The following is a 24,641-nucleotide window of genomic DNA, read 5'->3' as shown; positions in this document are numbered from 1 at the left end:
ACCTCTCATGGCGCAGAAGACGATCGCGTTCTTTCCGGAGGCCGCCTATGGCCCCGCGCTCAATTCCGTCGGCATAGCCCAGGCCATCGAGGCGCGCGGCCACAGAGCGGTGTTCCTGTCGGACCCCGGCTTCGTCGACGTCTACAAGGGCTACGACTTCGAGGCTCATCCGGTGAACCTGTCCGAGCCGCTGCCGCCGGAACAGATGGCCAAGTTCTGGGAAGACTTCATCAACGGCCACATCCCGAACTTCCGCAAATCGCCCTACGACCAGGTCGACAATTACGTGAAGGATTGCTGGACGGCGATCGTCGACAGCGCCAAATGGGCTGAGAAGGATCTGCCTGGCGTGCTTGCGACGATCAAGCCTGATGTCATCTGCGTCGACAACGTCATCCTGTTCCCGGCAATCAAGCAGTATGGCAAGCCCTGGGTGCGCGTCATCTCCTGCTCGGAAAACGAGATCGAGGACGAGGACGTCCCGCCACATCTGTCCGGCTGCGGCGAGAACGACCACGCCTGCCATCGGCGTTACCGCGACCATTTCAACGCCGTCATCAAGCCGATCCATGACGACTTCAATGCGTTTTTGAAAGCGAACAACGAAGCGCCGTATCCGATCGGCCAGTTCTTCGAGGCCTCGCCGTACCTCAATCTGCTGCTCTATCCCGAGGCGGCGAAGTTCAAGCGCCGCTATCCGCTCGACCCGGCAAAATTCCAATATCTGGAAGGCTGCGTGCGGCAGGAGAAGCCCTACACCGTGCCGGTTTTTGCGAAGAATAATGACGGGCCGCTGCTCTATGTTTCCTTCGGCAGCCTTGGCGCCGGCGATGTCGATCTGCTGAAGCGCATCGTCGCAACGTTGGGCAAGACGCGCTACCGGGCGCTGGTCAATGTCGGCGGCTACAAGGAGCAGTACGCGCAAGTGCCCGAAAACGTCATCGTCGAGAGCTGGTTCCCGCAGCCCTCGGTCATCCCGCAGGTCGATGCGGTGATCCATCATGGCGGCAACAACTCGTTCACTGAGTGCCTGTATTTCGGCAAGCCGGCGATCATCATGCCCTACGTCTGGGACGGCCACGACAATGCGACGCGGGTCGAGGAGACCGGCCACGGCTTCGGCATGCCGCGCTACGACTGGAGCGACGCCGAGCTCATCGCCAGGATCGAAACCTGCCTGACCGACCCGGCAATCAAGGCCAAGCTGGCCAAGACGTCGGCCCAGATGCAGTCGCAGAACGGCCCGGAGAAAGCGGCGGTACTGCTGGAGAAATTGCTGTGATCTCAGCCCCACACCTCCACCAAGCCTCGACCCGCACCGACCTCGTCGACTGGGGCACCCAGCCCGATGCGCTGGAAGGCGCTTCGCATTCCACCGGCAGGCTGGTGCACAAAGGGCCGAACAACCAGCCGGAATCCGGCATCTGGGTCTGCACGCCCGGTCGCTGGCGGCTGGCGATTCCGCGCGACGAATTGTGCCGTTTCGTTGCCGGCCGCGCGACCTACAGATCGGACGACGGCGAGGTGATCGAGGTATCCGCCGCCACGGTTGTCATGTTCCCGGCCGGTTGGACCGGCGAATGCACCGTCCACGAGACCATCCGCAACTTTTACATGCTGGCCTAAAGCCGGCCACTGGAGCTCCCGACATGCCGACACCGATCATGAAATCGCCGCTCGCCCTCACCGACCTGGTCGACTGGGGCGTCATCCCCACCCTGATCGAGGGCGAATCCCGCACTTCCGGCAAGCTGCTGCACAAGGGGCCGGAGGGCCGCTCCGAATGCGGACTGTGGGTCTGCACGCCGGGCAAATGGCGCTGCCACGTCACCCGCGACGAGTTCTGCCATTTCCTCGAGGGACGCTGCACCTATGTCCACGAATCCGGCGAGGTGATCGAGATCGAACCGGACACCGCAGCGTTCTTTCCGCAGGACTGGAAGGGCGTCTGCACCGTCCACGAGACCATCAAGAAAGTTTACATGATCCGCTGAACCTTCTCGATAATTCTACCCTACCGGACACCTGACGCCGTTTCTTCCGATGCTCACGCACTTTAATGTCCGCTCCGCTTCGGTTCTCGAAAACCACGCCGCCTGTCTCGGCAGGGTGAATTCTCAAAAAGGTTCCGTGCACACGGGAGGACAGAATGGACTTTTCACCCGACCGGCCGACCTTCTTCGTCAATCCGGATTATCGGCCAATGACTGGTGCGGCAAAACCGGTGATCGATCCGGCGACGCTCGAAACCGTCGGCGCGATCACCGCAGCCAGCGACGGCGAGATCGACGCCGTGCTCACCGCAGCGACCAAGGCGCAAACGGCCTGGAAAAAGCTCGACGCCAAGAGCCGTGCCCGGCATCTGCACGCCGTCGCGAACGCCATCGAAGCGGCCGACTTCACGCGCTGCGCCGAGCTGATGGTGCACGAGATGGGCAAACCCTATCCGGAGGCGATCGGCGAGATCGCCAATTGCGCGCCGATCTTCCGCTATTACGCCGAAATGGCGCGTGACGACGCCGGCAAGATCGCCGGCACGACGCAGGCCGGTTCGTTCCAGTATGCCCGCTACGAGCCCTACGGCACGTCGGTGCACATCATGCCTTACAATTTTCCGATCCTGTTGATGTGCTGGACCGTCGCCGCCTCGCTTGCCGCCGGCAATGCCTGCGTGATCAAGCCCGCCGAAGCGACAACATTGTCGACGCTGGATTATATGACCGTGTTCCGCTCCCTGCCGGAGGGCCTGGTTTCCTGCATGCCAGGCGGAGCAGCAACGGCGCAGGCGCTGATCGCCTCGGACCGCACGCATGCGGTTGCTTTCACCGGTTCGGTCGCCGCCGGCAAGGCTGTCGCCGTCGCATGTGCAGAGCGCATGAAGCCTTGCGTCATCGAGGCCGGCGGCAGCGATCCCCTGATCATCAGCCAACACGCCCCCCTGGACGTGGCGGCTGCCGGCAGCGTCACGGCTGCCTTCCATCTCACTGGCCAGGTCTGCACTTCGGCCGAACGGTTCTTCGTGGTTGATGCCGTTCACGACCGCTTCGTCGATCTGTTTGCCGAGAAAACGCGCGCGCTGCGTATCGGCAACGGCCTCGACAAAACCGAGATCGGACCGCTGGTCAGCGAGGCCGCGCGTGCGAAGGTCATCCGGCTGGTCGACGATGCGATCCGCAGCGGTGCCAAAGCGATCACCGGCGGACGCATTCCGCCGGCACATAATGTAGGCTGGTTCTACGAGCCGACCATCCTGACCGGCATCACCGCCGATATGGCAATCGTGCGCGAAGAGTGTTTCGGGCCGGTCGCCGCAATCTGCCGGGTCAAGGATTTCAACGAGGCGATAGAGCTTGCCAACGACAGCCCCTTCGGTCTCGGCGCCTCGGTCTTCACCACCGATCTTGCCGAAGCGCATGAGGCCGCGGAGCGGCTCGAGGCCGGCATGGTCTGGGTCAACAATCCGCTGATAGACAATGACGCGTTGCCGTTCGGGGGCTGGAAGGCTTCGGGCCTCGGCCGCGAGCTCGGCCGCCAGGGTCTGGATGCATTCCGCCGCTCGAAGATGGTCATCATCGACCACAGACCGGAGATTCAGGGCTGGTGGTATCCCTATCCTGACAGCTGTTTCCGCGAGGCAGGCGGGCGCAAGCATGCTTGACACGACTATCTTCGGGCGTGCTGCTAGCTAATTGTTTAGGATATCCGTCTCCGCCGAATGCAGCCATATCGGGCGTGGCGCTGTAGCCGAAGGCTGGTGAGGTCGGAATCAGAAAGGCCACCTGCGCTCAACGGCCATTCGCCCGGCGGACCCGCCAGATGACATTACCGACGTCGTCGGCGACGAGCAGTGCGCCGGCCTGATCGATAACAACGCCGACCGGACGGCCCATCGCCGTGCCATTCCGCCCGATGAAGCCAGTGAGCACGTCCTTCGGGAGACCGCTCGGTTTGCCACCATGGAACGGCACGAAGATGACCTTGTAGCCGCTGTGCACGCTTCTATTCCACGAGCCGTGCTGGCCGACGAAGGCGCCGTTGCCGTAGGCCGGACCGAGCCGCGCGCCTTTGGAGAAGGTCAGTCCCAGCGAGGCGGTATGAGAGCCCAGGGCGTAATCGGGCTTGATCGCTGCCGCCACGAGATCGGGGCGCTGCGGCTTGGCACGTTCGTCGACGTTCTGTCCGTAGTAGCTGTAGGGCCAGCCGTAGAAAGCGCCGTCACGAACCGAGGTCATGTAATCCGGCACAAGGTCGTCGCCGATCTCGTCACGCTCGTTCACGGCGACCCAAAGCTGGCCAGTCTCAGGATTCCAGGAGAGCCCGTTCGGGTTGCGCAGGCCCGAGGCGAAGACCCGAGTGCGGCGGGTAGACCGATCCACTTCAAGGACAGCGGCGCGGTTCTTCTCCGCGGCTATGCCGTTTTCTCCAACGTTGCTGTTGGAACCAACGGTGACATAGAGCTTGCGTCCATCCGGAGTTGCGATCACGTCCTTGGTCCAATGATGGTTGAGGTCCCCGGCCGGCAAGTCGATGATCTTTTCCGGCGACGTGCTGACTCGGGTCTGGCCATTGGAGTAGGGCAAAGCGACCAGCGCGTCGGTATTCGCGACAAAGAGTTTGCCTTTGGACAGCGTCATGCCGAAGGGCGAATTGAGGCCTTCCGCGAACGTCGTGCGTACATCCGCAATGCCGTCGCCATCGGTGTCGCGCAGGAGCGTGATGCGGTTGGCGCTTTTGGTCGCGGCGCCAGCCCGCTTCATAGCCAGGTCCATGAAGACCTTTCTAAGACTGAAGCCTTCGTCATGCTTGGCAGGGGCATTGGTTTCAGCAACCAGCACGTCGCCGTTCGGAAGCACATGTAGCCAGCGCGGATGATCGAGGCCGGTGGCGAAGGCGTTCACTGTCAGCCCCTTCGCCGGGGTCGGCATACCTTCTTTCTGCCAGCCTTTCGCCTCGGCGATGTTAACAGTCGGGATCAGCGTCGGTCTTGGTTTCGGTAAAGTGGGGTTGGGGCCATAGCCGGTTATTGCACCAGTTTTTTGCGCCGGAATGCCAGCGCAGCTCGCCATGACGGTGCCCAACACCGCTACGAGTACGCTTCCTGGGAAGCCGGCATGCATCGGACGTCCTCCGCATGGATTTGTGTCGCGCTCTTTGTGCAAACGGAAGTCAGTGGCTTATTCTTCCAATTGCCTCGAAACAGCGGCGCTCGTGATCCCAGGGCCAGGAATTCGCGACAGATCTGCGCTCGGTAGAAATATGGCGCGAGAAGATTGTGGCAACCGCGCGAATATCTGTCGCGCAATATGAATCATGGGCCAACATGCGTTCGAATGGAAGGAGACCGTGAACGGCGGGACCCACAATGACCCACCGATTGCACCAGCTGGTGAAACAGCTGTTGTTGCTGCTTAGCAAGACGCTGCAAATCTGCTAAAGTCTGCGGTGGGAGGAGACGGATATCCAATCGCTGCCGATAGCACATCCAAGTGTAGCGAAGGCGACACCCGGCGCATCACTTCCGCTCGCCTATTCCCTCGCGACGCTCTGCTGGCTCCTGTCGGCCGGCGTCTATATCGCCGCCAAGTGGGTTGCCCCCGAGATGCCGCCTTGGGCGCTCTGCTTCTGGCGGCTGACGCTCGCGTGCGCGATCCTGCTGCCTATCGTCCATCGTCATCACGGGGCGATGCTCGTGCTGATCCAATCCCGGGTGATCGAGGTGCTGGTCATCGGCACTATCGGGCTAACCTTGTGTCAGGGCATGATCTACACGGGCCTCAACTACACCAACGCGACAACCGCCGGCATCATCATGGCGCTGTCGCCGATCATGACCATGGTGCTTGCCCGCTTCGTGCTCGGCGAGCCCCTCGGTGTCTGGAAAGCGCTTGGAGCGCTGGTCGCTCTGGCTGGGATGGTGGTGATCGTGGCGCGCGGCGACCTTGCCGCGCTGATGCAGCTGCAGTTCAATCCCGGCGAGTTGTGGATCGTCGGCAGCGCGTTTTGTTGGGGCCGCTACACCGTGCTGCTGCGTCGCGCCAAATTCGCTATCGAGCTTCTGCCGATGGTGGTCCTGCTGCTGGGAGCCGGCGCGCTGGCCGCACTGCCCTTCTATCTCTGGGAACTGTTTTCCGGGGATCGTTCAGCGCTGCATGCGAACGGCCTTCTGGCTCTCGCCTATGTTGCCGGCCCCGGCGGCGCTCTGATGTACTATCTCTACAACCGTAGCGTCGAGACGCTTGGTGCGGGGCGCGCCAGCATGCTGCTCTATCTCCAGACCGCCTTCGTCGCCGTTCTCGCTTATCTGGTCCTTGGCGAAAGCTTGCACGACTACGATCTCGCCGGCGCCGCCTTCATCATCGCCGGCCTGCTGCTCGCCACCGCGATCAAGCCGAGGCAGCGCACGGTGCGTGTCGCGTAGGCAAACATCAGTTCCGCTGCTTCGGCGAGCAGCTCGCAAAATCAGAGCGCAAGCCGGGTCACTGAAGCCGGCTGTTGTGGCGCAGCACGAGGCCGACCGCGCCGAGCAATGCATCGTTCTCCGTGTGCTTGCCAACGATTATCCGCGTGCGCAGCGCAGGCGCCACATCGCGGGACTTGATGAGCGTGTGGCGTTCATATGATGCGATCAGTGGCGCCAGGAGAATGTCGCCCGCCAAGGCCATGCGGCCGCCGATGATGATGAGCGGCGGATTGAGAACCGAACCGATCAGGCCAAGGCCACGGCCGGCAAACTCGGCGGTGTCCTCGATCATCCGCAGCGCCCTCACGTCGCCCTGCTCGGCCATCATGATCACGTCGTCCATCGTGACCGGCCGCCGCACGATGCGCGAAATCTGCTCGAGCGGTCGGGCAAAGCTGGCATAGAGCTCCAGGCATCCTCGATTGCCGCACCGGCAAAGGTCGCCGCCGGGATCGATGCTAATGTGCCCGAATTCGCCGGCGCCGCCGGCGATGCCGCTCACCAGCCGACCGTGCTGGACAATGGCCCCGCCGACGCCCAGATCGACCTTGAACAGCACGAAATCGTCCTGGCCGACGGCAGCACCCCACATCAGCTCGGCAATGGCCGAGCAGTTGCTCTCATTGTCGGCGAAGATCGGCTGTTCAAGGACCGGCCCGAACACATCGCGGATGTTGACCCCGGCCCAGGTCGGAACGATACTCGCGCGCAGCACCACTCCTTCGCGGCTGACTGGGCCCGAGACGGAGACCCCAACCCCCAGGAGCCCCGCCATCGGCAGACCGTTCTCTTCGTAGCATCGGGCAATTACTGACTTGGCGAGCTGGGCCGCCTGTTGCGGCTGGTAGTCCAGACCCATGGGGATAGTTTGTTCGGCAACGAAAGAATGCGAGACGTCAGCGACGACACACCGCATCTCGTCGAGGCCCAGATGGATGCCGACGCAGGTGCCCGCAGCGGGATTGAGCGTCAATGTCGTGGCAGGCCTGCCGATACCCCTCGCCGCGTCATGATGGGCCGAGGATTCGATCACCATCCCAGATTTTCTCAAGCCGTTGAGCGCGGTTGAAACCGTCGACCGCGCCAAACCGGTAATGCGGGTAATTTGCGACGCAGAAAGCACGCCGCGCTCGCGCAAGCATCGGACGATCAGGCTCTCCGGCGACGCGGACGGCCTGTCGATCAGCCAATTTCTAAGCGAAGGTTTGTTCATGATGGGCACAAAGCACGTTGACTGATAGCCCAAATATGTCATCTTGGAAAGAACGGAGATTACTGAATCTCGCCGGCCACGACCTCAAATCGCGGGCCACAAGCGGTCGATACGAACCGTGCATCACATATGGGAGTGAAACGATGAAATACCTGAGGACGGCCTTTGCGGCCGCTACCGCCTTCACCTTGATTACCGGAACAGCCCTCGCGGAGCCGAAGACCAACCTCTTGCATCAATGGGCCACCGGATCGGACGCCCAGGCTATCGCCAAGCTCGGCGAGATGTTTACCGCCAAGGGTGGCACCTGGCAGCAGACCTCCATCGCAGGCCATACGGCCAATACCCTGGCCAAACTGCGTGCTGATGTGATCGCCGGCAACGCACCTCCCGCTGTGCAGCTCAAAGGCCCCGAGATCGCCGAATGGAACGAGACGGGCATGACAGCCAACCTCGACGACCTGGCGAAGGCGGAAAATTGGGAGAAGGTCGTCGCTCCCGAATTGCTGCCGGTGATGAAGCCGACCGGGAATTGGGTGGCCGCGCCGATGAACATCCACCGCATCAACTGGCTGTGGGCATCGCCGAAGGTCATGAAGGACGCGGGCGTCACCGAGATGCCGAAGACATGGGCGGAATTCAACGCCGCCTGCGACAAGATCGTGGCCAGCGGCAAGATCTGCATTTCGCACTCGACCGCCGACTGGACCGACTCGACCGTCTTCGAAGTGGTCGTGTACGGTCAGGACCTCGATCTCTACAAGAAAGCTTTCGTCGAGGGCGACGTCGATGCCATGCGCAGCGACGGCATGGTCAAGGCCTTCGAGCAGTTTCGCACCATGACCTCGAAGTACATGGACCCCGGCATGAACGGGCGTGACTGGGATACCATGTCGCATCTCGTCGGCCGCGGCGAGGCCGCCTTCCACATCATGGGCGACTGGACGATCGGCCTGCTGACGGCCGGCGGCTTCAAGGAGGGCACCGACTATGTCTGCGCCCAGGCGCCGACCGATTGGGGCAAGCCCGGTTTCATCTTGAATTCAGACTCGGTCGTGTTCTTCAAGCAGAAGGATCCGGACTATATCGAGGGACAGAAGCTGCTTGCCAGCATCATCCTGTCGCCCGAATTCCAGACCATTTTCAATCAGACCAAAGGGTCCATTCCGGCCCGCCTCGACGTCGATCTTTCGAACGGCTTCAATCCCTGCCAGCAGCTCTCGCAAAAGGATCTGCAAGCCTCGATCGCCGCCGGCACGCTCGTGCGTTCGATGGCGCACAACATGACGGTTCCGCAAAAGGTCCGCGGCGCAATAATGGATAGCATCACGGAGTTTGTAGCAACGCCGGATATGAGTGCGCAGGACGCGGCCAATGCGATGGCGGATGCGGCCGAAGCGCAGAAGTGACGCTGCCGATGATGGCCGGGGGCGAAGCTCCCGGCCAGACCTCGCCGGAGCAGCCCGATGTCCACCCATGATCTGATTGTACCAGCCGCAGCTGCCGCGGCCCCTCCGTGGCGCGAGCGCCTGGGCACGATGGTGCCCATTCTGGTGCTGGCGCCGTCGATAGCGGCGAGTTTCATCTATGTTTTCGTCTTCACGCTCTGGACGCTCTACATCTCGCTGTCCAATTCGTCGCTGTTGCCGACCTATGGGTTCGTCGGCCTGGACAATTACGCTTCGCTCTGGGCAAACCGGCGCTGGAACATCGCCTATACCAATCTCTTCCTGTTCAGCGGCTTCTATATCGTTGGCTCGATGGCCGTTGGCCTGCTGCTCGCGATCGCGATCGACCAGCGCGTCCGCGGCGAGGCGGTTTGGCGCACCATCTTTCTCTACCCGTTGGCGGTGTCCTTCATCGTCACCGGTACGGTGTGGAGTTGGCTCTATAATCCTGTCGACGGTATCCAGGCCTTCGTTCGCGGGCTTGGCTGGACCGACTTCAGCTTCGCCCTGACGGCCAACCGCAACACTGCGATCTATGCGGTGATCATAACCGGTATCTGGCAGTCGTCCGGCTTCGCAATGGCACTTTTCCTGGCCGGTCTGCGGTCGGTCGATCCGGATCTCGTCAAAGCCGCGCAAATCGACGGCGCGTCGGTTTTCCGGACCTATCGGAGGGTCATCCTGCCAACCATCGCTCCGATATTCCTGGCGGTGGCGGTCATTCAGATACAATTCGCCATCAAGACCTTCGACCTGGTGGCGGCGTTGACGCGAGGCGGCCCAGGTGTGTCCACCACCTTCCCCGCCATCTATGTCTACGACCTGATGTTCCAGCGCGGCCAAATCGGCGAGGGTGCCGCCGCGGCGATGATGATGCTCGCGGCGGTCGCGGTGGTGCTGGTGCCGTACTCCTTGTGGATCGTCTGGCGCCGGCGGGCGGAGGGCCGCAATGGCTGAAATTGCCCCTAATGCCCGTTTTGATCCGGAAGAAGCCGCTGCCACGCGCCGGCATTTCTGGAGTCGCTTCCTTGTCTATGCCGTGCTGACGCTTTTCGCGGTCGTCTATCTCGTGCCATTGCTGGTGGTGATCTTCAACTCATTGCGCGAGCAGTCGGAGATTGCCCGCAACGGCCTCATCTCCGTACCGCGCAGCTTCCGGTTCGATGCGTGGGCGCAGGCCTGGGGATCCTACTGCGTCAGCGGTACCTGCGAGGGCATGAAGCGCAATTTCTTCAACTCGCTGGCGATGACGATCCCCGCCACCATCATCTCGACCATTCTCGGCGCCATGAACGGCTACATCCTCTCCAAATGGCGCTTCAGGGGTTCCGAACTGATCTTCAATCTGATGCTGCTCGGCGTATTCATGCCCGGCCAGATTTCGTTGATGCCGTGGGCGTTCCTGCTCGGCAAGCTCGGCCTGACCAATTCCACATACGGGCTGGTGTTGATCCACGTCGTCCAGGGCATCTCGTTCACCACCCTGTTCTGCCGCAATTTCTACGTCAGCATACCGGACGACCTGATCAAGGCGGCACGCATCGACGGCGCCGGCTTCTGGCGGATCTTCCGCAAGATCATCCTGCCCCTGTCGCCGCCGATTCTGATTGTCACCGTCATCTGGCAGTTCACCGGCATCTGGAACGAGTATTTGTTCGGCGTCGTCTTCACATCGGGCCAGCAGCAGCCGATTACGGCGGCGTTGGTCGCGCTCACGGCCGGCGGCACGACCGCGCGTGCTTACGATGTGATGAGCGCAGCCGTGCTGATCGGCGCGTTGCCTCCGCTGCTGATCTATCTGTTTGGTGGAAAATACTTCGTGCGCGGCCTCACCCAGGGCGCCATAAAATGAGGCGTCGCCGATGTCCGCGTTGATGATCCGCAACCTTCACAAGAGCTACGGCTCGCTCGAGATTCTTGCCGGCATCGATCTCGAGGCTAAGACCGGAGAATTCGTCGCCCTTGTCGGCCCGTCGGGTTGCGGCAAGTCAACCTTGCTCGCCATGATCGCCGGACTGGAAACCGTCACGTCGGGCGAGATATGGATCGGCGACCGGCTGGTGAACTCGGTGCAACCCAAGGACCGCGATATTGCGATGGTGTTCCAGTCATACGCCCTCTATCCCACCATGACGGTGCGCCAGAACATCACCTTCGGCATGGAGAGCCGCGGCGTGCCAAAAGCGGCGCAGGCGGAAGCTGTCCAGCGGGTTGCCGCACTCCTGCAGATCGAACAGCTGCTTAAACGCAAGCCCGGCCAGCTCTCGGGGGGCCAGCGGCAGCGCGTTGCGATGGGGCGTGCCCTCGTGCGCGACCCGAAGCTGTTTTTGTTCGACGAGCCCTTGTCCAACCTCGACGCCAAGCTGCGCGTCGACATGCGTACCGAAATCAAGAAGCTTCACCATCGCGTCGGCAAGACCACGGTGTATGTCACCCACGATCAGGTCGAGGCGATGACGCTTGCATCCCGCATTGCGGTGATGAACCAGGGCTCGGTACAGCAGTTCGACACGCCGAAGCGGATCTACGACCGGCCGACCAACATGTTCGTTGCCGGTTTCATGGGATCGCCGGCGATGAATTTCATTCCCGCCCGGCTTACGGGCTCGACCAGCATCTCGGTACGCGCCGCTGACGGCAGCGACGCCAGCCTCGCCCTTGCCGCGCCGATGCCCGCCGGTGCGCCACAGGACGTCGTGCTCGGTATCCGGCCGGAACACATCTACCGTTTCACGACCGATCTGAAGTCGCGCAAACCTGCTGTGGCGTCCATGCAGGCGCCGGTCGAATTGGTCGAGCCTACCGGGGCCGAGACGCTTGCCGTGCTCAGGCTGGGTGACCTGGAGATCACCGGCCGTTTCGAGCCGGATGACGCTCCCGTCATGGGCGAGACGATAACGCTAGGCATCGACATGTCGCGTGCCTGTCTGTTCGATCCAACAACCAAGGCGCTTCTGTAGTTTGATGTCCGTACAATTCGCGACTTATCCGAGCTTGACCGATCGGGTCGTGCTGATCTCCGGCGGCGCCTCCGGCATTGGCGCCGATATGGTCCGCGCCTTCGTGGCGAACGGCGCCCGGATAGCCTTTCTCGATGTGCAGGACGAACCAGCGGAGGCGTTGGTGCGCGAGCTCGCTGGTGCCGCCGGGCAGGCTCCGTTATATCTCCATTGCGATGTGACCGACGTCGATGCGCTAAAGGCGTCGGTAGCAGGCGTGCGCGCGCGGCTTGGTCCGGTCGCCGTCCTGGTGAATAACGCAGCCAATGATCAGCGCCATCCCATCGACGCGGTAACGGCCGACTATTGGGACCGCAGCTTCGACGTCAATCTGAGGCATCACTTCTTCGCCGCGCAGGCAGTGCATCCGCATATGAAGGAACTCGGCTTCGGCTCGATCATAAACTTCTCCTCCATTGCCTGGCGGTTCGGAGCGGACCAGATGGTGGCCTATGCCACCGCCAAGGGGGCCGTGGTGGCGCTGACGCGTGCGTTGGCGCGGTCGTTCGGACCGGATAACATCCGCGTCAATGCGATCGAACCCGGCGCCGTCATGACCGAGCGGCAGCGCGAGCTGTGGTTCAAGACGCAGGAGGCAGTCGACCAGACGGTGCAGCGGCAATTGATTCGCCGCGTCCTGCTGGGCGAGGAGATTGCACGCACCGTGCTCTTCCTGGCGGCCGACGACAGCCGCATGATCACCAAACAGTCCATAACCGTCGATGCCGGTCTGCGCTAGTGACGCCTCTCCGCTCTCCATTGGAACCGCCAAGCTGATGTTTCGTCTCGGCCTCAACCCTTACGGACTGACCTACTATCTCGGCCTGCAGGGCCGCGGCACGCCGCGGCACAATCCGGACGGCGTGGGGCTGGAAGGCTTCATCACGCTGGCGCAGGAACTGGGCGCACGCACGCTCGAGATCTACGAACCCTGGTTGACCGACTTGACTGACGCCGAAATCGTCGCCCTGCGCAGGCGTCTTGCCGCGCTGGACATCGTCCCGGTGGTGAGCGGCGGACTTCTAGTGGCAGGTCCGCTGGACAACGCCTTTCGGGCTGCGCGCCTGCTCGAGGCGACGACGATCCGTATCGCACTGACGCCTGTCCTGTGCGGCGACCGCAATGCGTGGGGTCCGAAATGGAGCGAGTTCAACGCAACGATTCGCGCTGCCTTGACGGAATGGGGGCCGCGTGCGGCGGCCGAGGGACGCGTGCTCGGCATCGAGAACCATCAGGACTTCGGCAGCGACGAACTGGTTGCGTTCTGCGAACTCGGCGGGCCGGGTGTCGGCATCACCTACGACACCGGCAACACCTTTCCTGTCGGCGAGGCGCCGCTTGCCTTCACGCGCCGGATCGCGCCCCATGTCCGCCACGTTCACCTCAAGGACTATCGCGTCCAGTTCACGGATGAGGGCTACCGCCTGGTCCGCTGCGCGATCGGCGACGGCGCCGTGCCTTTCGCCGAACTGGCAGCCATCCTTGGCGAGCACCACGACACGCTGACGGCGGTGCTTGAGCCCGGCGCGCTGGAGGCCCGTCACGTTCGCTGTCTCACCGACGACTGGTGGAACGGATATGCGCCGAAGACCGCCCGCGAATTCGCGGCCTGCCTGAGTGCTGCGCGCCTGAACCGCCTTGCGGACGACGCCGACTACCGCACGCCATGGGAGCGCGATGATGACGGTGCGCTCGTTTCGTACGAGCTCGACATGATCCGGCGCAGCGCCGCCAACATGATGAAATTCGATTTCATTGCAATGGAGAAATCAGCATGACTGCCCGAGAACTCAGCGGCCTGACCGCCTTCGTCACCGGCTCGGGACGCGGCCTCGGCCGCGTGATGGCCGACCGCTTGGCCGAACTTGGCGCAAACGTCGCGGTCCACGACCTCGATTGGGCCCGGCCATCTCAATATGGCGAATTCGCGGACCTCGGCGACTCTGCCAGGGGCTTGGAGAAGCATGGGACGCGCATCACCGCGGTCACCGGCAACATCGGCGACAAGCAAGCTGTCGCGGAAATGAAGAGGAAGATCGAGGCGGAGCTCGGCGACGTGCACGTCTTGGTAAACTGCGCCGGCGGCGACATCGGCGCCAAGGGCGTAAAGCCCAATCCCAACAACGCACTGGACATCGACTACGAAGACATCAAGGTTCTAACCGAGAACAACCTCATCGGCACGATGCTGGTCTGCCAGGCGTTCGTTCCGCCGATGGTCAAGCGTGGCTCAGGCTCGGTGATCAACATCGCCTCGGCGGCAGCGCATATCGGATGCTCGCCCGAGGTGGTCTACTCGACGCTCAAGGCGGCTGTCGTCCATTATACGCGCTGCCTCGCCAAGGAACTGATCGACGATGGCGTACGCGTCAATGCGGTGAGCCCCGGCGCCACCAAGACGGCACGGTTCCAGGCGAGCCGCGTGGTCGATCCGCAGCGCATGGATTCGAGCAAGAAATCGCTGAACCGGTATGCGGAGCCTGAAGAGATCGCCGAAGCGGTGGCCTTCCTCGCCGGTCCGCGCGCGCGCTTCATCAACGGGCAGGTAATCCGAGTCGATGGCGGTTTCACGATCTTTCCAGGTTAGGCCGCGACCATTGCCGGTTTCGGATGAGTATTTGATTGTGCCGTGACCCGATAAAGCTGTTATCGTGCCCTCGCATCGGGGGCGAAGCCATGCAGATCGCGGGGATGGGTTCAGGCAGCATCGGCCGCTGTTTGGCGGTTGTCCGCTGGCCAAGGCGTTACGCTGATGGCGTTGGTGCCGCCTCGAACCGCTGCTCCGGCGCTAGCACCCGGATCCGCGGCAAATGACGGATGACGCCAACATCCTTGATGCGGTGGTGGTCGGGGCCGGTTGGGCCGGCCTGGGCGTCAGCTATTCGCTGGCACGGCAAGGCTTGCGCCATGCCGTACTGGAGCGAGGCCGCATCGGAGAGACCTGGCGCACGCAGCGGTGGGATTCTTTCCGGATGAATACCCCAAACGTTCAGACCGTCATGCCAGGCGACTTCTATGACGGTTCAGATCCGTTCGGTGCCCTGACGCGCGACCAGTTCGTCGCCCTGCTTGAGGATTTCGCCAGGCGAAACGAACTACCGGTCGAACCGGACACTGTTGTGACCGAGCTCTCCGGTGGGAACGGGAATGGCGTCTATCGGTTGACCACCTCGCGCGGCACAGTTTTGGCACGCAACGTGGTGATCGCAAGCGGCGACTTGAATCGTCCGGTGCGCCCAGTGTTCGCCGCTGCCTTGCCGCCAGGCCTGCGCCAGTTCGATGCTTCTGATTACCGCAGCACCGCCGATCTTCCGGCTGGAGCGGTGCTGGTGGTCGGAAGCGGCCAGTCTGGTGTCCAGATCGCGGAGGACCTGGCAGAAGCAGGCCGAACAGTCTTCCTTGCCACCAGCCGCGTCGGGCGGCTCTCGCGGCGCTACCGAGGTCGCGACATCATGATCTGGCTCGTCGAAAGCGGGTTTCTCGACGTACGTCGAGACGAGATCATTCGACTTGCGGGGCGCATTCCACCTCGTGGTCTGCTTGGCGTGGAACACACGATAAGCCTGCAAGCGCTCGGCGCCCGAGGCATCGTGCTGCTAGGGCGGCTCGCGGGCGTCGAGGGCGACGGCCGTCTGTCGTCCGCCGAGGATCTCGAAGAGCATATTCGTTTTGCGGACGAAGCTTCCGCCAACGTTAAACGCTATATCGACGAATACATCAGCCGCTCTGGAATCGATGCTCCCGTGTCGGAGCCGGATCCAGCGGATACTGTCACAGCGCATCGGCCGGACCCGGCTATCGTTTCGCTTGACCTCGCCGGGTCCGGCATCACGACCGTGGTGTGGTGCACCGGCTTCAAGGGCGATTTCAGTTGGGTGAGGCTTTCCGGTCTGCTCGACCCGGAAGGACAGCCTGTTCACGAGGATGGCGTGGCCGCCCTGCCAGGCATTTACTTCGCTGGGTTGGACTTCGCCTCCACACGCAAGTCAGGCACAATATTGGCAGTCACCGAGGAGGCGCCCCGCCTTGTCGAACACATCGTGCGGCGTTCGTGACGACCTGGACACCGTCGGCGGGTTTCTAAACCCAAGGCCATTGATGACGACTAAGTCTCAGCTTGACAAAAACTGCGGTATAGCGGGTATATTAATCGAATAATATGACGCCATCCATTGTGAGGAAGGCGGGTGGCAAACCAGGGAGGAGACCAAGATGAGCCGCTACAAGTCAGTCGGATTCCTGCACGGCATGGTTTTGGGCGTGGCCCTGACGACCGCGACTGCGGCCCATGCCGAGACCTTGACGCTCTATTGGAACGCCGGCCACGCCTATCAAGCTTATGCCGATGCAATAGCGAAGTTCGAGGCCGATCATACCGGATGGTCGGTGCAGTGGGAGAAATTCCAGTGGCCGGATATGCGCACCAAGCTGGTGGCGGATTTTGCGGCGAAGAACGCGCCCGATCTCGTCGCCGAACCCGGCGGCTGGGTGCAGGAATTTGGCCAGCGGAATCTGCTGCGGCCGCTGAACGACTTCATCCAACAAGACGGCAAGGCGATCGGCTATCCCGACGACTGGCAAGCCTATTCCGTCGAGCGCAACAAACTCGGCGACAAGTACTATGGCGTCCAGATCCACCTCACCTGCGCCACCCTCGTGTACAACGTCGATATGCTTAAGCAGGCGGGCTTCGACGCGCCGCCTGCGACCTGGGAGGAGTTCCTGAAGGTTGCCAAGGCGACGACGACCGGCGCCCGCTTCGGCTTCGCTCCCAACCCCAGCATCGGATATTATTCGTCGTGGCTACTGCAGAACGGCGTAAGCTATTACGATCCCAAGACAAACAAGGTCAATCTCGACAGTCCTGAGGCGATCGAAGCGATCCAGTTCCTCGCCGACCTGATCCACAAGGAAAAAGCAGCGACCAAGCCGGCGGCGGGTGCTGACTATGAGGGTCCGCAAAAGCTGTTCACGGCCAACCGGGTCGCAATGATCATAACCGGTCCGTGGGACGTGAAGCCGATCCGCTCGGGCAACCCGAAGCTCAACTGGGCGGTTGCGCCATCACTCAAGCACAAGGTGCAGGCGACGTTCGCGGGCGGCGTCAGCGTGATGATCCCTAAGGACGCCAAGCACCCGAAGGAGGCCTGGGAGTTGTTGAAGCGGCTCGTCGCGCTCGACACGGAACTAGCGGCTACCAAGGAAGCGGGCATGACGATGCCGCGCAAATCCTGGGCCGAAAACGCCGAGGTTCAGGCCGATCCGGTCATCGGCAGCTTCAGCAAATGCCTGCCTTACGCGCAAGACGTCACCGCCGAGCTGCGCCTCACCGGCAAGCACGCGCGAATCGAGAAGCTTCTGCAAAGTGCGCTCGAGGATATCATCTACAATCAGAAGCCAGCAGCCGAGATCATGCCGAAATTCGCGGCCGAGGCCAACGTCATCCTGGCCAACAACTAGGCCGATGTTTATCAGCGGCAGCACCGATACGGCCGATACGGACATTCGCGTCGGCGCGATGCCGACCCGGCGAGCTGCCCGCTTCAGCCGGCGCACCAGACAAACGCTTCTCGCTTACCTGCTGCTGTCGCCAGCAATCCTCTATTTCTCGGTCTATCTCTTCTATCCGATAGGACTGGAGTTTTGGGCGAGCCTGTACAGCGGCCAGCCGCTGATCGGCGAGAGCCGATTCGCCGGACTGGACAACTACGTTGCTGCCCTCGGCGACGCGCGCGTTCGGCAGTCGCTCTTCGTGACGCTGGCCTTCGCGATAGGCGTCACCGCGGCCAGCATCGCCATTGGCCTCGGACTGGCGGTCGTGCTCAACCGGCCGATCCCGGGGCGCACTCTGATCCGCGCAATCATCTTCTTTCCCTACATCACCTCCTTCGTGATCGTCGCGTTGATGTGGCAGGCAATTCTCGATCCCTACACTGGCATCTTGAACAGCTTCCTTGCCGAGCTTGGGCTGCCGACCCAGAATTGGCTCGGCGACACCTCGACCGCGCTGCCGACCCTCATCGCCATCACGGTCTGGAAGGATGTCGGCTATGCCATGCTGATCTACCTCTCCGCGTTGCAGTCGATCCCGTCCGACTTCTATGATGCCGCATCCATCGACGGCGCCACGCCGACGCAGCAATTCCGCTATCTGACCTGGCCGTTGTTGACGCCGACCACACTGTTCATCGCGGTCGTCAGCACGATCAGCCAGCTGCAAGAGCTGGCGCCGGCCTACCTGATAACCAAGGGCGGACCGGCCGACGCGACGCGGTTCTTCAGCCTGCACGTGTTCGAGGCAGCCTTCTTCGAGCTCAACATCGGCTACGCCTCGGCGCTGTCTTTCCTGATGTTCCTGCTGATCCTGGCCATCACCTTCGTTCAGTTCCGGCTGCTCAACCGCGAAACCACCTATTGAGGTTGGCATGACATTCGCAAAAACGCTCCCGTCCTACCTACTGCTGCTCTTCTGCGTGGCGCTGTCGATCTTTCCGTTCCTCTACATGCTTTCGCTGTCGCTGCAGAGCGATGCCGACGTCTTCAGCGGCATTCCGATTCTGATCCCCGAGACGTGGCAATTCACGAATTACATCGACATCTGGCAGAAGGCGCCGTTCGCGCGTTTCACGCTCAACAGCTTCATCATCGCCGGCGGGATTACCTTCCTCCATCTGATCTTCGATCCGTTGATCGGCTACGTCTTCGCGAAGATGGAATTCGCCGGTAAGCGCGTCATGTTTGTCGCGGTGCTGTCGACGCTGATGATCCCATTCTTCATCCGCATGATCCCGCTCTATGTGCTCACCGCGCGGATGGGATGGCTCAACACCTATCAGGGCCTTATCCTTCCATTCGCCATGAGCGCCTACGGAATCTTCCTGATGCGGCAGTTCATCCGTCCGATTCCCGACGAGTTGCTTGACGCTGCACGGATGGACGGCTGCTCGGAACTCGGCCTTTACTGGCGCATCGTGCTGCCGCAGGTCCGGCCGGCACTGGCGACGCTGGCCCTCCTCACCTTCGTGTTCCAGTGGAACGAATTCCTCTGGCCGCTGGTCGCCGTCAACACCACCGAAATGCGGCCGATCACGACGGGACTGACGCTTTTCAACCAGGAATTCTTCACCCAGTGGAACCTGACGGCGACGGGCGGGATCATTCTCTTCATCCCGAGCCTGCTGCTGTTCCTCTTCACGCAGCGCTACTTCGTCCGCAGCGTGATGCTGGCAGGCATGAAATGACCATTCGGAGTTATTGCACCCTATGACGTCCCGCCGACCGAACGTGATCGTCTTCTTCACCGACCAGCAGCGTTGGGACACCGTTGGCGTCCATGGCAATCCGCTCCAGCTTACGCCAAATTTCGACCGCCTCGCCGGGACCGGCACGTTCGTGGCGAATTCGTTTACCTGCCAGCCCGTTTGCGGCCCCGCCCGCTCCGTCTTTCAGACGGGGCGGTACCCGACTACGACCGGCTGCTACCGTAACGATATCCCACTGCCTAAGAGCGAGCGCACGCTCGCGCATCATTTCGTCGCGGCAGGTTATGACACCGCCTACATCGGCAAGTGGCACCTGGGGTCCGCCGAGCCGGTCACCCAGGAAGAACGCGGCGGCTATCGCTACTGGCTGGCCTCCAACATCCTGGAGTTCACTTCCGGCCCCTTCGACACCGTCGTCCACGACAATGACGGCAAGGCGGTGAAGCTGCCGGGATACCGCGTCGATGCCCTAACCGACGCTGCAATCCGCTATGTCGCATCGAGGGAAGACGAGCCGTTCTTTCTATTCCTGTCCTTCCTCGAGCCGCATCACCAGAACCAGACGGACAACTACCCTGCCCCGCTCGGATACGAGGACAGGATCCGCAAGAAGCTCGCCATTCCCGGCGATCTCGCCGCACTTGGCGGCACGACAGCGGAACATTTCCCCGGCTATCTGGGCATGGTCGCACGCCTCGACGAGGCGTTTGGACGGCTGATCGAGGCGCTCTACAGCCTTGGCCGGCTTGACGACACGATCATCCTCTTCACCTCCGACCACGGATGTCACTTCAAGACCCGCAACAACGAATACAAGCGTTCCTGTCATGAGGCGTCGATCCGCGTGCCGACGCTATTCCACGGCCCCGGCTTCCAGCGCATCGGCACATATGAAGGCCTGGTCAGCCTCGTCGATCTCGCGCCGACCCTGCTCGCCGCGGCCGGCCTGAAAGTGCCCAATTCGATGCAGGGCGTCTCGCTGCTCGACGCGCTGCAGGGCGAACGGCCGCCGCGCGACGAGATATTCATTCAAATCAGCGAGCACCATGTCGGCCGCGCCTTGCGCACCAGACGGTGGAAATATGAGGTCGAGGCACCGGGAAAAGACGGCTGGCGGGATTCCGGCAGCGATTTCTATATCGAGGCGAGGCTCTACGACCTCGATGGCGATCCGAACGAGCTAACCAATCTCATAGCTTCGCCCGATCACGCAGAGACGCGTGCATGGCTGCGAGGCCGCATCGTTGCCCTGATGGAGGAGGCCGGCGAGGCAAGGCCCGAGATCCTTGCCGCCGGACATGGAAGCTGGAATGAAATCCGGCTGAGCGACAGCTGATCATGTCACGTCGCGCAGCGGATCCAACAATGCACGAGAGAAGTTCCGATCGCAGAAAGGCGCCGACCATGGCCGATGTCGCCCGGCGCGCCAATGTATCGACCGCTGCCGTGTCGTACCTGCTCAGCGGCGACAGCACGCGCCTGAAGTTCGTCGGCAAGGAGGCGCGGCAGCGCATCCTCGAGGCCGTCGCTGAGCTCAACTACGTGCAAAACCGCACCGCGCGGCAGCTGCGCCGCCAGCAGGCCGAGCGAATCTGCCTTGTACTGCCTCGTCTCGGCGTGCCGTTCAGCGACCGGATAGCGCAGGATATCCAATCTGCAGCGGCGCTGAGGGGATTTTCGACAATTATCACCGCGGGAGACACCTTCGAGCGAACCGACCGGATCGTGAGGGAAATCGAGAGCGGGCTGGCAGACGGCATTATCGCCGACTGGCAGCATCTCTCCGAGCCCGAGGTGATGCTCTTGGCCGCGCGCCTGGCGGCCGCGGGCCGGCCAGCGGTGATCTTCCATCCGACCATCGAGCCTGCAGGCTTCTCGGTTGTGCGCCAGCATACCGGCAGGGCCGTCTTCGAGGGACTCGACTACCTCTACCGAACCGGCCATCGCTGCATCGCCTATATGGTGCATGAGCAAGCGGTGGACGGGAGCCGTCTCGCCGCCTATCGCAGCTTCCTGCAAGCACGCGGCCTTCCGCTGCGAGACAACCTGGTGATCGGCGGTGCAGAGGGGCGCAAAGCTGCGTTTGCCAATGCTACGGCGCTGGCCGCCCGCAAGGATCGGCCGACCGCGCTTTTCGTCGAATCCGATCTTGCTGCCGTGACCGCCCTGCACGCATTCGAGGAGGCCGGCCTCTCCGTGCCCGGCGACATTGCAGTCATCGGCTGCGGCAATATCGACGAGGGCGAATTCAGTCATCCGGCATTGACGACAATCGGCCCCGAAACTGCCCACTACGACCATCTTGCCGATCATCTGATCTCATTGATCTCGGCAACGCCGGGCGCAATACCTACCCTTTTCAGCGTTTCGTGGCAGTTGGTCCGTCGCGCGTCCGCATGAGCAGGATCGCCGCTATTTGACGCCCACGCTTTCAGGCCAGAGGACCTGGATTTCCTTTGGCAGCGCATCCCGCACCTTTGCCGACTGGCCAAGGTCGATATGCCGTGCAAGCACACGCAGCACTGAGCGTGCCGCATCCTCGGGATCGACAGGGCGGGTCGATTTCAATTCATCGGCGATGTGTTGCAGGAACTTGTCGAGCGAGCGTGTCTTGTCGGGCATGTCGGCGGGCCGATAGCGATCATAGTAGGCGCCGCGCACGAGCAGCGGCAGTTCCGCTCCCAATTTGGCCGCCAGTCCGATCTGCAGCCTGTCGCGAAGGGTTCGCAGAACGGCGCCCAATGTATGCCAGGCGACGTGTCGATCCGGACCAAGATCCGCCATGATCTCGTCAAGCCAGATGTTTGTTATTTGCAGCGTTTTGTCAAAAGCGTCCAAGCCGGTTGCGCTCATCGTCGCCTCCTCGAAAGGTTCTGCGGGCGAAACGGCGACCGGAGATTATTGTTTCGTGGTCCTGTGAAAATCGTCCTGGCAAAGCGGCGGAAACCGGTTCGGTCGGAGAGCCTGTCGGCGTCAGGTCTGCTCGACCTCTGCATCTGCTGGATTTCGGCGATCTGTCGGAAGCGGCCGTTTTCCACCCCGTTGAGTGCAGTCACAGCGGCCAGATTGTCGCCCTTTTCATCCCACCGCACCGGCTCGCGATAGGCGTTTCCCCTGAAACGGATATCGCGCACCGCCGCCAGAACGTCGCGCCGGCTCGGATATCCCTTGGATACAGTGCTGGCGTCTTTGATCGCGGCAAGGAGAAGGCAGGCCGAATCGTAGGCATTCACGGCATAATTGCGCTTCGGCTTCGCCGTCCGACGATCTCGCCAGCTTCGGCGAGCGTCGCTTCCAAGCAATCCCTTCGCGCGTCAACGACGCCCGTTCAACCTTCCCACAGTTGTATTCGGCGCCCTGCGTTCCGATCATTAAAGTCGTCTTTGCTGATCCGAAAGGTGGTTGTCCTCCGTCTAACTGAGCTTGCGCTCATCGGTTCCGAACGCCGTCAGCAATGAGACCAGTCCTCACGTTGCCCGAGCCCGGGTATCTCTTGACTGACTGAGCGGCCCGCGCCGACAATGGCATTGGGAAGATGGCGGGATGGCGCCCACGGTGTTCGGCACCACTTGGCGATCAAGCTGCGAAAGGGCTGTCATGGATTGGAAGCTGGAACTGGTCCCGGTCCCCGTATCGGACGTCGATAGAGCAATTGCCTTTTATGTTGGGAAGGTCGGCTTTCATCTCGATCACGACCACACCGTAAGCGACGAGATACGTTTCGTGCAATTGACGCCGCCCGGTTCGGCCTGTTCGATTGCCATGGGCAAGGGCCTCGTCGACAGCCCCCCGGGATCCATAAGGGGCCTGCAACTGGTCGTGCCCGATGTCGATGAGGCACACCGGTACCTGGCCGCTCAAGGTATCGAGGTCAGCGATATCAAGGATTTTCCCTGGGGCAGATTTGTCTTCTTTGAGGATCCCGACGGCAACACCTGGTCTGTCCAGCAACTTCCACCTCGCAGCTGAGGTGGCGCGCTGCGGCACGGTCGTGCCCCGACACAGATAGCGCGGGATGCACGGTTCAATTCGAACGCATCCCGGCCTAACGCCTCTTCTCGTCGAAGGCGGCATTCCAATTGTGATAAGGCGCGCGATAGGTGGGGATGCGGTCCTCGACATCGGCAAGCGCTTCGAACGGTTTGTGCGGTTCGGCCTGATACCAGAAGGCGACCGACGAAATGTCGTCCGAGCGGCGATTGGCGTGACCGTGCTCGATGGTCACCCGGATGCGTTTGTGGAAGATGACCGGGTCCTCTATGTGCCAGCGATAGAGCGTAACCGGCTCGGTCCAGTTCGGCCCGCCGGCGGCGATGATGCCGTGATAGGGCGCGCTGTAGTCCTGTGTCGGGCACCATGCCGTATTGAAATAATCTTCCGTGCCGGTGCCGTGCAGCGTCGGCGGCCAGGCATCGTTGGCGCCGGGGCCGGTCTCGCCGCGATCGTCGATCAGTTCGGCCTTCGGTCCGATGCGCGGATCGGGCTTGCGCACTGTATCCGGCACGGAAATGCCCGGCTCGCCATCGACGAAGATCATGTCGTCGCCCTCGCCATACCAGTCCCATAGTGCGGAACGCCGCCGCGAATAGACGGAATAGAGCACGCCGACATAGTGGCCATGACCTTCCGCCTCCAGGATGGTGTAGTTGCCGTTCCCGTCGGTGTTTTCCCCGCCAAACAGGACCTGCTCGTTGGCCAGCCCCGTCTCGTCTATGCCATCAGGTCGCTGCTGCCTGTATTGGGCGTGGAAGCGGCCCAGGCCTTCCTCGAGTTCCTCATGCAGTTCGAGATCGACATAGTAATAGAGAAGCAGGTCGTCCTCAGCCTCATTGGTGACGGTGAAGCGCATGTGGCTGGCAAACGGCATCGGAAAGTAGCAGTTGAAGGCCTTGCCATCCTCTGGACTTGCCTGCACCGGCAGGCTGGCAAAATTGCGCGTGCGGGCGTGGCCCATGCCGAAGAAATCGCCGATCGGCGTTTCGATGCTCGGATATTCCTCGCCATCCCAGTAAGCGCGCAGCACGATCTTGCGCAGGAAGTCCTCACTCTTGCAGGCGAGCGTCGCCCAGATATGCGTGACGATGCCGGCACCGTCATGCTCGGCAATCACCACCGTCTGGCCGGGTTCAATATGCAGCCGGTCGTCATTGCCGCCGGTGCGGTCGTAGCTTGAGAACCGGCGGGTTTTGGCGTCGCGCAATTTGGCGAGCCCGCGAAGCGGCGACAGGCCGGCATTATCCATGTGTTTCTCCTCTTGCT

25 protein-coding genes are annotated in these 24,641 nt (G+C 62.0%); 20 read left to right on the top strand and 5 right to left on the bottom strand.

The genetic code is table 11. From position 1 onward, the window contains the following. The first annotated feature begins 7 nt into the window (after nt 1-7). The 4 genes from NKI25_RS10595 (at nt 8) to NKI25_RS10580 (ending at nt 3,658) form a co-directional block, all read left to right on the top strand. Nucleotides 8-1,282: a glycosyltransferase gene (locus NKI25_RS10595; RefSeq protein ID WP_352586679.1), complete on the top strand. Its 1,275-nt coding sequence runs from the start codon at nt 8-10 to the stop codon at nt 1,280-1,282. Next, entirely contained in the window at nt 1,279-1,626 is a 348-nt protein-coding gene (locus tag NKI25_RS10590; protein ID WP_352586677.1) for a cupin domain-containing protein, read from the top strand. The genes NKI25_RS10595 and NKI25_RS10590 overlap by 4 nt, the downstream gene beginning before the upstream one ends. A 23-nt stretch (nt 1,627-1,649) precedes the next feature. Continuing rightward, nucleotides 1,650-1,994: a cupin domain-containing protein gene (locus tag NKI25_RS10585; RefSeq protein ID WP_352452935.1), complete on the top strand. Its 345-nt coding sequence runs from the start codon at nt 1,650-1,652 to the stop codon at nt 1,992-1,994. 155 nt (nt 1,995-2,149) lie between these two features. Further along, entirely contained in the window at nt 2,150-3,658 is a 1,509-nt protein-coding gene (locus NKI25_RS10580; RefSeq protein WP_352586675.1) for an aldehyde dehydrogenase family protein, read from the top strand. 127 nt (nt 3,659-3,785) lie between these two features. On the opposite strand, the gene NKI25_RS10575 is transcribed toward NKI25_RS10580, so the two are convergent. Next, the gene (locus tag NKI25_RS10575; protein WP_352998418.1) at nt 3,786-5,117 is read right to left on the bottom strand and encodes a PQQ-dependent sugar dehydrogenase; all 1,332 of its coding nucleotides are present in this window, start codon (nt 5,115-5,117) and stop codon (nt 3,786-3,788) included. 341 nt (nt 5,118-5,458) lie between these two features. On the opposite strand from NKI25_RS10575, the gene NKI25_RS10570 reads away from it, so the two are divergent. Continuing rightward, nucleotides 5,459-6,418, top strand: coding sequence for a DMT family transporter (locus NKI25_RS10570; RefSeq protein WP_352998478.1), 960 nt, complete (start codon nt 5,459-5,461; stop codon nt 6,416-6,418). Nucleotides 6,419-6,476: 58 nt separating this feature from the next. On the opposite strand, the gene NKI25_RS10565 is transcribed toward NKI25_RS10570, so the two are convergent. Continuing rightward, nucleotides 6,477-7,583, bottom strand: coding sequence for an ROK family protein (locus NKI25_RS10565; RefSeq protein ID WP_352998477.1), 1,107 nt, complete (start codon nt 7,581-7,583; stop codon nt 6,477-6,479). On the opposite strand from NKI25_RS10565, the gene NKI25_RS10560 reads away from it, so the two are divergent. The 14 genes from NKI25_RS10560 (at nt 7,516) to NKI25_RS10495 (ending at nt 21,782) form a co-directional block, all read left to right on the top strand. Beyond that, nucleotides 7,516-7,698 carry a hypothetical protein gene (locus tag NKI25_RS10560; RefSeq protein WP_352827413.1) on the top strand — a complete coding sequence of 61 codons (183 nt, stop codon included), beginning with the start codon at nt 7,516-7,518 and terminating at the stop codon, nt 7,696-7,698. The two genes, NKI25_RS10565 and NKI25_RS10560, sit on opposite strands and share 68 nt — an antisense overlap. A gap of 118 nt (nt 7,699-7,816) precedes the next feature. Next, the gene (locus NKI25_RS10555; protein ID WP_023675509.1) at nt 7,817-9,082 is read left to right on the top strand and encodes an ABC transporter substrate-binding protein; all 1,266 of its coding nucleotides are present in this window, start codon (nt 7,817-7,819) and stop codon (nt 9,080-9,082) included. Nucleotides 9,083-9,139: 57 nt separating this feature from the next. After that, nucleotides 9,140-10,078, top strand: coding sequence for a carbohydrate ABC transporter permease (locus tag NKI25_RS10550; protein ID WP_352586669.1), 939 nt, complete (start codon nt 9,140-9,142; stop codon nt 10,076-10,078). Further along, on the top strand, nt 10,071-10,973 hold the full coding sequence (locus NKI25_RS10545; RefSeq protein WP_292660005.1) for a carbohydrate ABC transporter permease: 903 nt from the start codon (nt 10,071-10,073) through the stop codon (nt 10,971-10,973). The genes NKI25_RS10550 and NKI25_RS10545 overlap by 8 nt, the downstream gene beginning before the upstream one ends. Before the next feature lie 10 nt (nt 10,974-10,983). Continuing rightward, nucleotides 10,984-12,081 carry an ABC transporter ATP-binding protein gene (locus tag NKI25_RS10540; RefSeq protein WP_352454145.1) on the top strand — a complete coding sequence of 366 codons (1,098 nt, stop codon included), beginning with the start codon at nt 10,984-10,986 and terminating at the stop codon, nt 12,079-12,081. Nucleotides 12,082-12,085: 4 nt separating this feature from the next. Further along, nucleotides 12,086-12,859, top strand: a complete 774-nt coding sequence (locus NKI25_RS10535; protein ID WP_352454144.1) for an SDR family NAD(P)-dependent oxidoreductase — start codon at nt 12,086-12,088, stop codon at nt 12,857-12,859. Between the two features lie 37 nt (nt 12,860-12,896). Then, nucleotides 12,897-13,898 (top strand): sugar phosphate isomerase/epimerase family protein, encoded by a 1,002-nt coding sequence (locus NKI25_RS10530; protein ID WP_352448127.1) that lies wholly within the window; start codon nt 12,897-12,899, stop codon nt 13,896-13,898. Continuing rightward, nucleotides 13,895-14,707, top strand: a complete 813-nt coding sequence (locus tag NKI25_RS10525; protein WP_352448128.1) for an SDR family NAD(P)-dependent oxidoreductase — start codon at nt 13,895-13,897, stop codon at nt 14,705-14,707. The genes NKI25_RS10530 and NKI25_RS10525 overlap by 4 nt, the downstream gene beginning before the upstream one ends. 223 nt (nt 14,708-14,930) lie before the next feature. After that, nucleotides 14,931-16,175: a flavin-containing monooxygenase gene (locus tag NKI25_RS10520; RefSeq protein ID WP_352998417.1), complete on the top strand. Its 1,245-nt coding sequence runs from the start codon at nt 14,931-14,933 to the stop codon at nt 16,173-16,175. 157 nt (nt 16,176-16,332) lie between these two features. Further along, nucleotides 16,333-17,580 carry an ABC transporter substrate-binding protein gene (locus NKI25_RS10515; RefSeq protein WP_352586664.1) on the top strand — a complete coding sequence of 416 codons (1,248 nt, stop codon included), beginning with the start codon at nt 16,333-16,335 and terminating at the stop codon, nt 17,578-17,580. A 4-nt stretch (nt 17,581-17,584) separates the two neighbouring features. After that, nucleotides 17,585-18,538, top strand: a complete 954-nt coding sequence (locus NKI25_RS10510; protein WP_352586662.1) for a carbohydrate ABC transporter permease — start codon at nt 17,585-17,587, stop codon at nt 18,536-18,538. A gap of 7 nt (nt 18,539-18,545) precedes the next feature. Continuing rightward, on the top strand, nt 18,546-19,361 hold the full coding sequence (locus NKI25_RS10505) for a carbohydrate ABC transporter permease (protein WP_023675500.1): 816 nt from the start codon (nt 18,546-18,548) through the stop codon (nt 19,359-19,361). A 22-nt stretch (nt 19,362-19,383) separates the two neighbouring features. Continuing rightward, complete coding sequence (locus NKI25_RS10500; RefSeq protein WP_352586660.1) at nt 19,384-20,718, top strand: sulfatase family protein; 1,335 nt, start codon at nt 19,384-19,386, stop codon at nt 20,716-20,718. Nucleotides 20,719-20,786: 68 nt separating this feature from the next. Next, nucleotides 20,787-21,782, top strand: a complete 996-nt coding sequence (locus tag NKI25_RS10495; protein WP_352586658.1) for a LacI family DNA-binding transcriptional regulator — start codon at nt 20,787-20,789, stop codon at nt 21,780-21,782. Nucleotides 21,783-21,794: 12 nt separating this feature from the next. Here the strand turns inward: NKI25_RS10495 and NKI25_RS10490 are convergent, their stop codons facing one another. Both NKI25_RS10490 and NKI25_RS10485 read right to left on the bottom strand, forming a co-directional pair. Beyond that, nucleotides 21,795-22,235 (bottom strand): DUF2267 domain-containing protein, encoded by a 441-nt coding sequence (locus NKI25_RS10490; RefSeq protein WP_352998416.1) that lies wholly within the window; start codon nt 22,233-22,235, stop codon nt 21,795-21,797. Then, nucleotides 22,232-22,615, bottom strand: coding sequence for a hypothetical protein (locus NKI25_RS10485; protein ID WP_023675496.1), 384 nt, complete (start codon nt 22,613-22,615; stop codon nt 22,232-22,234). The genes NKI25_RS10490 and NKI25_RS10485 overlap by 4 nt, the downstream gene beginning before the upstream one ends. 310 nt (nt 22,616-22,925) lie before the next feature. Here NKI25_RS10485 and NKI25_RS10480 point away from each other — a divergent pair, with 310 nt between their 5' ends. Continuing rightward, a complete protein-coding gene (locus NKI25_RS10480) occupies nt 22,926-23,351 on the top strand; it encodes a VOC family protein (protein ID WP_245274639.1) in 426 nt (141 codons plus the stop codon). A gap of 76 nt (nt 23,352-23,427) precedes the next feature. Here the strand turns inward: NKI25_RS10480 and NKI25_RS10475 are convergent, their stop codons facing one another. After that, nucleotides 23,428-24,624: a glycoside hydrolase family 172 protein gene (locus NKI25_RS10475; RefSeq protein ID WP_352998415.1), complete on the bottom strand. Its 1,197-nt coding sequence runs from the start codon at nt 24,622-24,624 to the stop codon at nt 23,428-23,430. Nucleotides 24,625-24,641 lie beyond the last annotated feature (17 nt).

Source organism: Mesorhizobium sp. M0808, from assembly GCF_040320025.1.
GTDB lineage: Bacteria > Pseudomonadota > Alphaproteobacteria > Rhizobiales > Rhizobiaceae > Mesorhizobium.
This window is presented reverse-complemented; position numbering and strand designations above follow the sequence as displayed.